The organism is Endozoicomonas sp. ALE010, from assembly GCF_049310165.1.
GTDB lineage: Bacteria > Pseudomonadota > Gammaproteobacteria > Pseudomonadales > Endozoicomonadaceae > Endozoicomonas.
In genome coordinates this window covers 36,744-51,182 of sequence record NZ_JBLYNV010000025.1, presented here as the reverse complement: position 1 = coordinate 51,182, position 14,439 = coordinate 36,744, and the positions used below count along the sequence as shown (strand labels likewise).

Genomic DNA, 14,439 nt, shown 5'->3' with positions numbered 1-14,439 from the left:
GTATTTTATCCTATCCCCTCCCGTATCAAGACTTTGATCAGCAGTTCGACAACCTCCCGCTGCCTGTTCTGTGCTGCCAAAATCAGGGCAGTGACGCCATTGTCGGTACTGGCATTGAGCTCAGCGCCCTTGTCGAGCAACAGCCTGACAGTCTCCACGTGTCCATTCCGGGATGCAAACATCAGGGCAGTGGCACCATTTCCCATGCGGACATTGACCTTGGCGTCACTGTCGATCAACAGCCCGGCAACATCCCGATAGCCTCTCTCGCATGCCGACATCAAGGCAGTAAAACCATCGTTCCTGGCAACATTGACCTCAGTGCCGATGTCGATCAGCAGCTCGACGACCTCACGCCGCCCGTGCAGGGACGCCAACATAAGGGCGGTGGTACCATTTTTTAACACAACATCGACCTCAGCCCCCCTGTCGATCAACAGCCTGACAATCTCCACGTGTCCATTCTGAGATGCAAACATCAGGGCAGTGAGGCCAGTGTCCATAACGACATTGACGTCAGCGCCCCGGTCAATCAGCAACCTGGCAACCTCCCGGTGTCCTTTCTCGCAGGCAAACATCAGGGCAGTGGAACCATCATCCATGGCAACATCGATTTCAGAGTTGTTAGCAATCAGCAGCCGGGCAACCTCCAGATGCCCATTCCGGGATGCCAACATCAGAGAAGTGAAACCGTCGGGCATACAGACATTGACAGACGCGCCCTTGTCGATCAGCAACCAGACAATGTCACTGAAGCCGCTCCGGGCCGCAATCATCAGGGCTGTTAAGTCATCGTCGTTACTGGCGTTGACTTCGGCACCCCTGCTGATCAGCAGTTCTGTGGTGCCCAACTGCCCTTTCATGGCTGCCAACATCAAGGCATTGATGCCATCAGTCATACTGGCATTAACCTCAGCTCCCCTGACAATCAACAGCCTGGCGACCTCCCGCTGCCCGTTCTCCGATGCCGACATCAGGGCAGTCAAGCCATTGTCAGTTACGGCATCGACCTCAGCGCCACTTTCGATCAACAACTCCGCGACCTCACTCCACCCGCTCTCCGCTGCCAACATCAAAGCAGTGGAACCATCTGTCATAGTGGCATTGACATCAGCACCGCTGCCAATCAACAGCACGGCGACATCCCTGTGTCCACTCTGGGATGCCGACATCAGAGCAGTCAAGCCATTATCCACCCTGGCACTGACATCTGCACCTTTGTGGATCAGCAGCGCGGCGACCTCCCACTGTCCGCACCAGGATGCCGACATCAGGACAGTCAAGCCATTGTCCGTACTGTCGTTGACCTCAGCACCGCTGTTGACCAGCAGTTTAACGATCTCCCAATGTCGGTTCCTGGCTGCAAATATCACGGCATTGGTACCATCATCCATCCTGGCTTTAACATCAGCGAACCTGCCGATCAGCAGCCGGGCAATCTCCAGATGCCCATACCGGGATGCCAACATCAGGGCAGTCAAGCCATCTTCACTGACAGCATTGACCTCAGCATCGTGGTCAATCAGCAGTTCAGCGACATCAGGCTTGCCGTACAGGGATGCCGACATCAGGACAGTCAAGCCATTGTCTGCACAGGCATTGACGTCTGCGCCGTTGCCGATCAGCAGCCTGGCAACCTTACTGTACCCGTTATTGGCTGCCAGCTTCAGGGCTGTTGAGCCATCATCCATAACGGCATTGACCTCGGAACCATTGTCGATCAGCAACTCAGCGGTCTCGCAATGCCCGTTTCCGGATGCCAACATCAAGGCTGTGGAGCCATTTTCCATAACGACATTAACCTTAGCCCCCCTATTGATCATTAGCCTGGCAGCCTCCACGTGCCCGTTATCGGATGCCGACATCAGGGCTGTCCAGCCATTGAGATTGTCGGCATTGCTCCGGCAGACATTGAGCTCAGCTCCCCTGTCCATCAGCAGTACGATGATCTCCCGGTGCCCCCTGCCGGCTGCCAGCATCAGGGCAGTGGTGCCTTTGTTGGTAACGGCATTGATGTCAGCGCCGTTGTTGATCAGCAGGTTGGCGATCTCCCGGCTTCCGATCAGGGATGCTGACATCAGGGCTGTGATGCCTTTGTCCGTAACGGCATCGACGTCAGCACCGCTGTCGATCAGCAGCCTTGCGACCTCAAGGCACCCGTTCTGGGATGCCCATATCAGGGCGGTTAAGTCATGCTCCATAGGGACATTAACATTAACCCCCTGGAGCAACCGGGAACGAATCAAAGGCTGATCCCCACGAATACAGGCGTAAAAAAATATCGGATCAGGGAAGTGTTCGTCCCGGTAATATTCACCGGTATGCTCATTCACCAGAGGCATCGGATTCTTCTGACAAGCCGCGCACTTACGTGTCCCGACCAGTTCTCTGGCAAAATCCCTGGAAACACGATCCAGGTCAAAGCGGTGCCCGCACCGGGTATTTACGAACACGGGTACTGCGTCACGGCCATGAAAAGCCCCATGTCCATTGGCACCAGAAACCTCATCCGACGACCCGGAGACCTCCATGGGAACGGAGGATGAATAATCGGGAGTGACATCCATAGAGCAAACACCCGCATGTGTTAATCAGTGACAGGGTTAGATGAACAATAAACAAAAAAATTCAATGCAATAACAACTGTTTAAAGGCGTTGGGAACACAGGCTGGCTTGATGCTGCCTCCGGGAGCCTACTCTCAGTCTTCCTTCCTGGCCAGGGCTGCGCTCAGGGCTTGCAGGCAGGCGGTATTATTGTTTTCGGCAGCGATGGAGAGCGCAGTGGCACCATCCGTAGTCCGGGCGTTGAGATCTGCCCCTGCCGCAATCAGGGCTTGCAGGCAGGCGATGTGATTGGCCTCGGCAGCGACCATCAGCGGAGTACTCCCATCATCCGTGCAGGCAATGTTGGGATCCGCCCCTCCTGAGATCAGGGCTTGCAGGCAGGTGATGTTATTGTCCTGGGCCGCGATGTAAAGTGGGGTCGCCCCATCATCCGTGCAGGCAATGTTGGGATCTGCCCCGGCAATGAGCAGGACTAGCAGGCAGTTGACGTTATTGTGCTGGGCAGCAATGTACAGCGGGGTAGCACCATCGGTATTTCGGGCGGTGTTCAGCTTCGCCCCGGCAGTGATCAGGGCTTTCAGGCAGGCGATGTGATTGTCCTGGGCAGCAATGAACAGCGGGGTGGTGCCCGAATTCAGGGCGGCGTTGAAATCTGCCCCGGCAGTGATCAGGGCTTGCAGACAGGCGATGCTATTTTTCTGGACAGCGATGAACAGTGGGGTGGCCCCCGAAGTCCGGGCGGCATTGAGATCCGCCCCGGCAAGGATCAGGGCTTGCAGGCAGGTGATGTGATTGTTCTCGGCAGCGATAAACAGCGGTGTGGTATTCGAAGCCCGGGCGGCGTTGAGATCGGCCCCGGCATCGATCAGGGCTTGCAGGCAGGCGATGTAATTATGCTGGGCAGCGGTGAATAGCGAGGTGGCACCCGAAGTCATGGCGGCATTGAGCTTTGCCCCTGCGGTGATCAGGGCTCTCAGGCAGGCGATGCTATTCTGCTGGGCAGCAATCAACAACGGGGTGATACCATCTGAAGTTCTGGCGACATCAAGCTCTGCCCCGGCAGTAATCAGGGCTCGCAGGCAGGCGATGTGATTCTTCTGGGCAGCGATGAACAGCGGGGTAACACCTGTATTCAGGGCAGCATTGAGATCCGCCCCATCAGTGATCAGGGCTTGCAGGCAGGCGATGTTATTTTTCTGGGCAGCAATGTACAGCGGGGTGGCACCCTCCGGACCCTGAGCGGCATTGAGTTTCGCCCCGGCAGTGATCAGGAGGCGCAGGCAAGCGATGCTATTGTGACAGGCAGCGATGAACAGTGCTGTGGCACCCGAAGCCAAGGTGGCGTTGATATCCGCCCCCCCAGCCATCAGGGCTTGCAGGCAGGCGGTGTCATTATCCTGGGCAGCGATTAACAGAGGGGTGGCACCATCCGCAGACCGGACCGTGTTGGGATCCGCCCCCGCAGCCATCAGGGCTTTCAGGCAGGCGGCGTTATTGTTCTGGGCAGAGACGATCATTAGATCAACTGGCCGCCCTGTAATAGCAGACCTGAACGTTTTCCGGGCAATGCCGGGATCCAGCCTCAAAAGCGCGGTTAATTTCTCGACATCACCATTACGACAGGCTTGCAGTGGAAGGGCTTCGCAGAAGGGTGAGTCCTCATAAACACAGGCACCGGCCTCCCGTACCAGCGGTAACACTGCCTGGCGACAAATGCAACAGGTCCCTTGCCCGAATCCGGAACCGAGCCATCTCGAAATACAGTCCAGATCAAACCTGTGCCCGCATTTGGTTTTGACGATAACGGGTACCACACTACGGCCATGGAAATCCTCTTTGCAAATGGAACACTCATCATCACTGAATGCCCCTGAAGTATCAGTAGATACAGGATAAGAGTAACAGCCAACGGGATTCATAAAACAGCCGTATTGGTAAATGGTGGAAAAAGCCTGGGGAAAAAGAATAAACAATAATTCAATATAAATAGCTGTTGCTGGTAAAGAAAAATTCCGAGAGCTTTTTTACGACGAAAATATTATAAATTTAATGACCGGAATGATCAGAAACAAACGACGTTGATCTGTCACGGTAAGATTCAAGCTGTTATTTTCCAGATTATTAATCCGATGCCGTTTATCATCTGAACAGACGATTGGCCCTTCTGAACGTGGTGAAAATATTCAGTGAAGAGTCAGGCATTAAGTAGCTGGCCATATGGAATCGAATATTTCTGGCTACTTGGGCTGGTACTATGCGAGGCACAACGGAGGGAGCATAGCCGTAGCTATGTGACCGGAGTTGTAACGAAGCAGAGTGCCAGCACAAGGAGTCAGAAATATTCGATTTCATATGGTTAGCTACTTAAAGCTGGTGTGCTTTTCAACCATTTGCTGGAGTAGCACCGGACGTCCCGATAATGCCACTGTAGAAATCAGTGAGCACCTGTCTGGTTTCCTCCATCGGATATAATGTTTGCGGGTCCGATGCGATGATGGGTGACAGCAGCTGATGCGTTTCTTTATCAAAGTACCTTCCCGGCCTGCCACTCTCTGTCCAGTAAACTTGATCCGAGAGATTGCGTGAACCGAATCTACGGTTATCCTTATCAATATACTGCACAATATCACTCAGAAAACGCTTGGTCATGATGGTATCCGGAATCAACTTTGACTCTACCCAATAGCAGATACTCAGTTGCTGTGTCAGATCTGCTCCCCATGTAACAGGGCATGTCTTCAGCTTACTTTCCTGATCAGATAAAGCATAATGGATCAACCGCCGGGAAACAGAACTATAGTTTTCATTCCATCTACGGGGGTGCGTTGCCAGCAGAAATAATAAAACGGACAACTCTTCATATTTCATTGAATAGCTACACGATAACTGGTCATCCAGTGCTTTTATGTGGTTGTTGTAACTGCCGAAGCGATGGCTGTTGCGGTTTATGTGATCTGTAAATGACACCATCAAATGACTGATTCTCTCCATGGTTCCGGTATTGCGAGTATGTATTGCGTCAAGCCAGATTTCCCTCACCAGACGGAAAAAGACCGGATAATCCAGGTACGCGTTGCGACTGATTACCGGAAAATCTGCCGGCAGATTTCTAATCAGGGCCTGATACTTTGGGGCACTCTCTTTGAAAGCACGTCGAAAGTCATCATCAGAATAATCCTTGAAATCCCCGGGATCAAAACATGCCCAAAGATCAGGGTGAACCTGTGGATGAAGACCATCGTATTGATCGTCAAGACTGTTGCAAACCTGCATGGCAGACCTGAAATCACACAAAATATCAACACCTCTGCCAACTTTCAAAACTGGCCACCCATAGCGAATATAGATTGCTGACTCCTTCAGCGACTCTGGCCACTGGCTGACCATCTCAGCCACTTTTTGCCGGTCTGGCCACGCAGCGGAGAAATGTTGGTTAAATTCGCAATCCACACGTTTTTTAAGTGACTGGGCGAAATTCATAACCTGACCTGCCAGACGGAGCTTGGCATTAGTGCCGGGAGTGTTGTCGACTGCCGCATCAAGGCTGTTCAGTGTGCTGGTTATATCAACACGTCTGTCTGTCAGCTCCTGAAGAATGCGATCTACCGTCAGTGGTTCGGTTGACCGTTGCTGCAATGTTTTTTCTGCGGCGCAGATATCCTGGTCAGAATACCCCTGCCGCTGCAATTGCAGACGCTCAGATAATGCAAGGGTAGCGTGCCGTGCGTCAAAGCTGGCTACTTCAGCAGAGGCGGCTTGCTGATCTGGCGACAACGGTAATTGATCGGCTGTGACAACAGGTTGTGAAGTGGATGGTAATGGTGACCAAGTGGGATAAGTCATAAGTAAACACCGGATAATTAAACTTTTGGTTTACGTTCAGGACTGCCAGGAGTGAACGTTATCTTTGGCAGCTCAGACGTTTTCAGGCCTAAATCACGCTCCCCCAGTGAAAACTGCCTCACTGATAAAAATTCTTTCTGTCGTTTATCAAGAACTTTATTACTACTAAGACTACGCCCCAGCTTGACATGGGATTTCAATTTAGTCACCACACTCATCATGCCCTTTGTCAGCGGGCTTTTATGTTTTTCTGCCAGAAAAATCTGGTCAAAAATACTTCTCACTGATGGTGATTCAGTTATCCACCATATCCGTGAAGTCTCCAGCACTTCAGCAAACTCTTTCAGCAGTTTTTTTTCATTCGTTGTCAGTGGCTCAACATTGCTGTCATCCCGGAAAAAATGCACCCTGTCTTGCAAGCTGCTCAATCTTTTTATGTTCCTTCCACAAATGTCAGTCATCAGCTTCTTCATGACCGGCTGATACAAATGATAGTCTGCGGACTTTAATGCTACACCATATTTCGTATTACCGGTTGAGCTGCACGCTGCTGGACGCTCTATATTAACGAATGGTTTATTACCGTAATCACTTTGGCTACCCTGGCCTGCAACGTCGGCTAAAGGAACCTTCTCTGAAAAGCTCCAAACCTTTTCAGGCACCAGCCACCGGGCACTTTCTGTCGCTTTTGCCCGCCGGTCACTGCCAGTTTTTTCCCCGGCTACTAATTCCTGCAAGTCCAGCGTTCCCGGAATAAATTGACTATCAACCCGCAACATAACATGGTGAGTGTGGTCCTCTTTTTTCACAAAAAGCCTGGCTGGTGACGCCAATAACCATTGGTTAAGCTTCTGCCAGCAGCCCTTCAGTTGTGACAGTCTCCTTTTCAACTCAGCGATGGAGCCCAGTGTGGGCTCTCTCAAATCAAAGGGGTGCGTCATATCCGGTAAATCCAAACCACTGATTGACGATGGGGCAGGCATTACCTCATTGCATTGACTCATGTACTTTAATAAATATGACCAGCTTGAAGCCAGCTTATAAACTACACAACATCTCTCATCTTGCTTTGAAGTATATTTATCGGGTGTTGAACCCTCACTGACCTTCGGCCCTGCCTGCTCATACACTTTATTTTCAAAGTAGTTTTTACAGGTAAGCAAATCCCTGACCAGTATTGCATAAGATGATCGGCACGCAATCATATTACCAATGAATGAGCGGACTAACAGTTTTGGTAATTTTTTCTTGTTCGCTATTAATTTCTCCACCCAGGAATCAAGATAGTTGAGATCAAGCAAAGCCTGATCTATGAAATTCAGAAATGTTTCATTCCCTGTTGCCAAAATTTCTTCACTGCTTAACCGCTCACAGATCAATCGGGACAAGGTAAAACATTCTTTTTCACTAAGGTATTGTGGCGGTTCGACTTTACAATCATCTGCGCAATCTTCCCTGGCAACCCGTCTTTCCGGGTAGGCATTTTTAACTCTGGAATATCTGCTGCCTAACAACTTTTTACAGGTTTCTTCTCCCCCACGAAGATTATCTGTTGAGCGCACCCGAAGAAGAGAAACTGCTGCTGGTTTTGCATCCTGCACATGATCACCGGGCAGACGCAGGTAGTCTATTACTCTAGCTGTAACACCAAATTCCAAAATATTTCGCCTTCTGAATAGCAGATCAATTAAGGCGATGTAGATTTAAAAAACATGAAAAAGTTCAGAAAAAAGAGGCATGAACCATTATTTATGAAGTGGTCTAATGACTCTGCCCCCCCATCTGAGAAGGTTCAGGCCACCCCTGGAGATTCCTGAATGTTAATCTCCATGCCATATCACTGCCAACAGTCAGGCACCAATAAAATCAAAAAACTCCTGTAAATTAGCGGGCAGGTTGCCTGATGGTCGGCGCAAGATCCCGTGTTCGTCATTAAACAACGAAATATATGCCATGATTTGCAGAACAGGTAGCTTAAAAACCAACTGATTCAGTTCTTCAACCGATTTTGGTTCGGGTATGGGACCAGCATGATCCTCACAATATTTTCCCCAGAAGTAATAGACAGCAAGCCGGAAAACCCGGTTATCTTCAAACATGTCACCGAAAGCTTTGTTATCATCCAATAGTTTGGCACCATAACTGAGCAGCAGTACCAACCGTGATAATTTGTCGGTCTCCCGTAAACTATAGTCACCACTGCCCATGGATGTAAAACTGGGACGAACACGGAATAAATTCGGGTCCGCCCCATGTTTCAGTAACAGCAAAACTGTTTCCAGAGAACCGAAATTCAGAGCATAAAATAACGGTGGCTCATCGCAGCTATCGCGCTGGTTCAGGTTAAACCCCTGATCTATCAGTTCAACAATTTTGTCATTCGACCCATTGGCAATCCATCTGTAGATATCGTCTCTCTCCTCGAATGGATCCTCAGGATATCGATACCACCAAATTATCGGCCCTGTGTCACTTGTATCTCTCGAAGCATCACGTTTTACTGATTCCGAATGATCTGAGCATTCAACGTTTCGCTCTCTCAAAGTGCTACCGGCAAACTGGTGGTACTGCTGAGTACTCAACAGAGAATTAACCGAAGCCTCAGTTGGCAATGTTTCAGAGGTTTCTGGTAGAGACTGGGGGAAATCTGGCCGGACAGCCAAGTGATGATTGATCATGCTTGAATACTCTGAGTTGGCCAGCGTTTGTTTCGTGCTACAATTTTTCGACAACATTAACAACGGAAAAGTTCTTGAAAATAATTCTGGGACTTGACAGCCTGGCGGAGGCAAAGGGACAGAACTGCCTTTTCTTAGTAAAAAAAGGTCGATGTAATTCAAACCGTTCTTACCATGACTATTACACTGGCTATTATCTCCTCCCCATTAACGGTTTAGAAATCGGCAATGGTTACACGACAAAGACAAATCAAGTAGTTGGCCAAATGGAATCGTATGTTTCTGGCTAAGTGGGCAGTTACTATGCAAGGAACAACGCAGGAGCAGTTGCCGGGAGTGGCTGTCCACTTATTCAGAAAATAGGATTTCATTTGGTTAACTACTTAAACGTCACTGACTTATCTGTTCTATTCCTATAGTTATCTGTTCTATTCCTATAGATAGATGTTTGCTCTGTAACGACAGTGAATTGATATCACTGCAAACAACTTTGTTATAAGGTACTGATTTGATACGGCAATCGCACGTCCCCCCAACAAGCACTGCCATCGACCCGCAAACTGTGGCAACCCCGCCCACAGAACCGGAGGGTCGATGGAGAGGGCTGGGTGTGACCATCCAATCCGGGGGTATTGCACTTCTCCAGTCGTTGAACCCTTTCTCTGATCTATCCAATTCCAGCCCACCGGTACCAGGCTTCGTAAGCCCTGCTGCCGACATGGATCCTCAGGGCCTTGATGGCCAGGCCAGTAATTTCCTGCAGTACACCGCACTGGCAGGACGGGCAATATCTGGCTATACCGGCCTGCCCTCAGAAATCATTAGTCTGCTGAGCAATCTTGCCAACCTTTCGGTTGCTGCCCGGTTTGCCAGGGATCAGTTTAACGCGTTCACAGCCCGTGCCGGTTTGCTACCCGAACCTGACACGCAAAGAGAGAATACGCCGGAAAACGCTAAAGAAAAAACCGGAAAAGCCCCCCGGAACCCACGACCACAGCCCGATAACCCCGTGACCACGACACTCCGGGCAGGCCAGCTGCCAAACATGCCTCTGGCACTGGGCGCTCTGGCCAGCCTTTCCTTGGCAGGCGCGTCAACAGCATCCGGCCCTGACACCCCGGTTGAAGTGGCGGATGCCGAAACTCTGGGCAAGGTCTGCCATACAGAGAAATATTCATGCAGTAAAAAATATCGGCTGATTAAGGATATTGACGGTAGCCAGCTGACTCAGCCCATTGGCAATAAAACCCATCCATTTACCGGCGAGTTGGACGGCGGTGGTCATATGATCCGCAGCCTCTCGCACTGCCTGGTAGGAGAGTTGGCCGAGAGCGGTCGTATTGATCGCCTGGGCTTTAGTGGTACCAGTATACGGTCAAACGATCCAGCCGGGGTAGCAGCCTGTGAAATGTCAGGTAATGCCACGATCAGCAATATTCAGGTTGAAGGTGCTGACATCACCACTAACGATGCACCCGCAGCTATTGGCGTTGGCAAGATTAATGGTGGAGGAACTGTGACCAATACGACTGCAGTGAATTGCACGGTAAAAAGTTCCGGAGCCAAGTCACACTCCGGTATTGGTGCGGGATATCAGTTTAAAGGCGCTGTTATCAACACAGCTGCGTTAAAATGTCATGTGGAAACAGCAGGAAAGTACGCAAGTGCTGGTATTGGTGCGGGATATTCGGAGGAAGGAATGGTTACCAACACAATTGCGGTGAACTGCCATGTTAAAACATTGAGAAGACGTGCAGATGCGGGTATTGGGGTGGGATATCTTGAGCAAGGAACGGTTACCGACACGACAGCAGTAAACTGTACAGTCGCAACCGCCAATGATAATGCAGATGCCGGGATTGGGGCGGGAACGTCGAATAATAAAGGTACTGTTAGACACACGACAGCCGTGAACTGCAACGTGACAACCGCCACAGGCGTTGCATATGCCGGTATCGGGGTGGGACATCATGAAGACAGCGATGTTTCCGACACGACGGCAATCAACTGCCGGGTGGAAACCTCTGGCAAACATGCATATGCCGGTATTGGTGCGGGAGGCGCAAATGCAGGGACTGTCACCAAAACGACCGCAGTGAACTGTCATATTGGCACAAAACGGGCCGGTGTCGGTATTCTCGTAGGACTTAACGTTAATCCAAAAAATATCGCCAACACTGTGGTGGTTAACAGCACCTTTAACAGTGCAGGTAAAGATGCCTCTGTGAATAAAAATGCAGGAGATGATTCTGTTATTTGTAATGTCCGCATTAATGGTGAGCAACAGGACAATGACCCTGAGTGTCGTGACTGGCTGGATCATAAATTCTGTGCAGGTATTGACCCCCGCCTGGTAACACAGAATTGTCAGGCCGCTAATTACAGTCTTACCACATTAAACAGTACTAATGCCCTGCTAACGCCCTTAATCACAGAGACGGGGGCCAGGGTATCGAGCACCAACATGACCTTTTCCGATACGGGTTCTGCCACAATTACAAAGCCCCAAACAACTGTGGCCACGGCATCCGACATGACCTTTGCCAGCCCGGGCGCTACCAAATTTGCCACACCATCACCGCTAGCGGAGTCTCTAAGTACTACTGTCATAACTTATATCACCCTGGGCGTCGCTCTGGGCACCGTAATTTTTATCCTGACCGGTGTTACCGGTGTGTGCGTCTACCGCTATTTCCGCCAAAGATCATCGACTAATGCTGACCGTAACCGTGAGGAACCCATACCGGAGTCCCCCGATATGCCCCGGGTTGAGAGAGAGCTATCTACTCCCCCCCGGAACCATCACCAACCGCAACTGTTGTCAGTCAGTCAGGCAAACTCAAGACCGCTGCCTGTTCTTCCCTGGAACCATTATCAACCATTGTTAGTCAGGCAGGGGGACATGAGACGGCTGTCAACTTCTCCCGAAAGCCATTATCAATCGTTGTCAGCCATTCAGGAGAACATGGGGACAGGGGGCAGAAGCTCTATTGCGACGAACGCTGAAGAAGAACCTGACCCGAAAAGTCCTGACAGCCCTGTGTACCATGTACTGACCGAGCATCAATACTGCGGCCATGACCAACCAGTGATGATGGAGCTGACAGATATGACAAAAGCCACTAACTCCATGGCAAGCGCAGGCAAAGAACCGGAGCCTGAACCGCAAAGCCCTGACAGCCCTGTGAACCATGTGCTGACCGGGTATGAATCCGATGACCATGACGAACCGGTGATGATAGAGATGACGGATATGACAACGGTCAATAACCCCATGGCGAGCACAGACCAGGAACCGGAGCAACAACGTCCTGATAGCCCTGATTAAAACCAATGGCTACAGATATCTGCATTTCCATAATATTTTCTGGCAATCATATCTCTACCTGCAGAAACCGGAATTACTGGCTATCTTATGTCCATATTGGTTTGTCAGGAGGTTCAAGTGTCCAGAGTCATTCAATTATGTCTTATTGGCATGATTGCCGTTTTCGTAACCGTCCAGTCATGCCTTGGTGGGGCAGAAACCAACGACAAAAGCAAACCGGTCCTTGCAGAAATAACTTCACCAAAACCGCACGGGGATTCGTCACTATCTGAAGCAGATAAAGAAGCGCTTAAATCTACTGTTCTTGAGATGGTTCGAAACCTGAACACGTTTGACTTTGACGAATTCGCCAGTTTCTTTGCTGAAGACGCATTAAAACTGTTAAAGCATCAGGTGCAACGCTATCACTCAAGTCATTTGTTTCAAATTATTTTTCCTGAAGGACGGGCAAAAGCCAATGAACTGAGTCCACAGGATTTTTATGTGCGAATTATTTCCAAATCAAAATTTAATGTGGGTATTTCCCGGGCCTACGAAATTAATGTGCCCCCCAGGTTTCGTATGCGGGCAGATGATGATGGAGAGATTGTAACCGTACTAACTATCTTCCCGGAGTCATACTCCGGCTATCAGACCAGAAGCGAAGTGTTCACCTTCAGGAAAGCGGGAAACCAATGGGTTCCGGAGGTTCCTGACTTTATTCTCAGCGACTTTAAATATGACCTGACCCGAAACTTTGCCAGCCCGCGCACGTTCTACCCGCTCTATCCGGTCATGGATACTTTCAATATTATGATGGGTTACTTCAAGCCTTCGAGTTAACCCGGAAGACGAGATTCACGGAAATATTGTTCCTCGTCTCTGTAATCGCAATTCCTTCCGTGTGGCCTCGGGCAAAGGCAAAACTCTCGGATCACGTCCATTGAGATGTTTCCCAATGGCACGTAAGCTGGCACCTTTGAGCGACAGCGGTGTGGTTTTCGGGTTTATCTTATATTTACGGATAACCTTCCTGACCAAATTTCTGGTCAGCTTTTTATCCGCACGAGCGCCACACCTGAGCAGTTCAAAGGCAATATCACCCCGCTTTTTCCAGGCAGCTAACTCAAGGGGAGCTATCCTGTCGCCATCGACGCTATTAACATCCGCATGATAATCCAACAGCAAGTTCACACTCCTTAAACCTCCGGTGTGCACCGCAATAGCCAGAGGGGTGGTCAAGCCGGTTGACTTGCCATTAACGTCCGCACCGGACTCCAGCAACAGCTTCGCGATCTTGATATCCCCCAATCTCACCGCTTTGTATAGTGGCGTTTCGTAGCCCGAGCTTCTGCTATTAGTGTCGGCCCCATGCTGCAGAAGTAGCTTTACGGCATTGATATGCCTATGGTAGACAGCCCAAAACAACGGGGTGTAGCGTCCCTTGGTCTTGGCGTCAGGATTCGCACCGTGTTTTAGCAATACCTTCATGACCTTAATACTGATAGGCTTTTCTTGAAGGATAGAGTTCAACGGCGTTTTGACACCAACGGCATGATCGTCAGGGTTTGCCCCATGCTCCAGCAGCAATTCCAGAATCTTGATACGACGATGGTTCACAGCCGTTTTCAACGGGGAATCCTGATATTTCAAATAGCATTCTTTGCGAATGTTCACGCCTTTATGCAGTAGCCGTTCAACTTCATTGCGGCGTCCGGATCTGACAGCCATGACCAGGTCCAGCTTGTCCCGAACCGTAATTTTACGTTTCCCATGTCCGGTCGGTGTCTGGTAATGGGGACTGGTATCTTGTTGTTTGCTGGCCTGGTCAACAGTGTCGGAGAGGGGAGATTGGCTTGCCGGTGTTTCAATCCTGAGAGCTGGCGTATTGCTGATACTGTTCATGATGTCTGCTCTTCATCAGGGACATCATTAAAATATAGGGCTTACGCATTGATCTGATACACCATTTGCATGAAAACTGTATATTGGACCTGTTGACGTTTAGTTGCGAGCTGAGTAACAAAACGTCAACAGGCTCCCGG

General features: G+C 50.1%; 8 protein-coding genes. 2 read left to right on the top strand and 6 right to left on the bottom strand.

Annotation, left to right across the window (positions count from 1 at the left end):
- Positions 1–5: 5 nt before the first annotated feature.
- From ACO6UY_RS12120 to ACO6UY_RS12100, 5 genes are all read right to left on the bottom strand, one after another.
- Positions 6–2,567: an ankyrin repeat domain-containing protein gene (locus ACO6UY_RS12120; protein ID WP_422449167.1), complete on the bottom strand. Its 2,562-nt coding sequence runs from the start codon at positions 2,565–2,567 to the stop codon at positions 6–8.
- Positions 2,568–2,700: 133 nt separating this feature from the next.
- Positions 2,701–4,485, bottom strand: coding sequence for an ankyrin repeat domain-containing protein (locus tag ACO6UY_RS12115; protein WP_422449169.1), 1,785 nt, complete (start codon positions 4,483–4,485; stop codon positions 2,701–2,703).
- 463 nt (positions 4,486–4,948) lie between these two features.
- The gene (locus tag ACO6UY_RS12110) at positions 4,949–6,409 is read right to left on the bottom strand and encodes a hypothetical protein (protein WP_422449171.1); all 1,461 of its coding nucleotides are present in this window, start codon (positions 6,407–6,409) and stop codon (positions 4,949–4,951) included.
- A 17-nt stretch (positions 6,410–6,426) separates the two neighbouring features.
- Positions 6,427–8,067 carry a hypothetical protein gene (locus ACO6UY_RS12105; protein ID WP_422449173.1) on the bottom strand — a complete coding sequence of 547 codons (1,641 nt, stop codon included), beginning with the start codon at positions 8,065–8,067 and terminating at the stop codon, positions 6,427–6,429.
- Between the two features lie 192 nt (positions 8,068–8,259).
- Positions 8,260–9,249 carry an ankyrin repeat domain-containing protein gene (locus tag ACO6UY_RS12100; RefSeq protein ID WP_422490067.1) on the bottom strand — a complete coding sequence of 330 codons (990 nt, stop codon included), beginning with the start codon at positions 9,247–9,249 and terminating at the stop codon, positions 8,260–8,262.
- Between the two features lie 346 nt (positions 9,250–9,595).
- On the opposite strand from ACO6UY_RS12100, the gene ACO6UY_RS12095 reads away from it, so the two are divergent.
- On the top strand, positions 9,596–12,415 hold the full coding sequence (locus tag ACO6UY_RS12095; protein WP_422449177.1) for a hypothetical protein: 2,820 nt from the start codon (positions 9,596–9,598) through the stop codon (positions 12,413–12,415).
- 117 nt (positions 12,416–12,532) lie between these two features.
- Complete coding sequence (locus tag ACO6UY_RS12090) at positions 12,533–13,237, top strand: hypothetical protein (RefSeq protein WP_422459402.1); 705 nt, start codon at positions 12,533–12,535, stop codon at positions 13,235–13,237.
- Between the two features lie 15 nt (positions 13,238–13,252).
- On the opposite strand, the gene ACO6UY_RS12085 is transcribed toward ACO6UY_RS12090, so the two are convergent.
- Entirely contained in the window at positions 13,253–14,299 is a 1,047-nt protein-coding gene (locus ACO6UY_RS12085; protein ID WP_422490065.1) for an ankyrin repeat domain-containing protein, read from the bottom strand.
- Positions 14,300–14,439 lie beyond the last annotated feature (140 nt).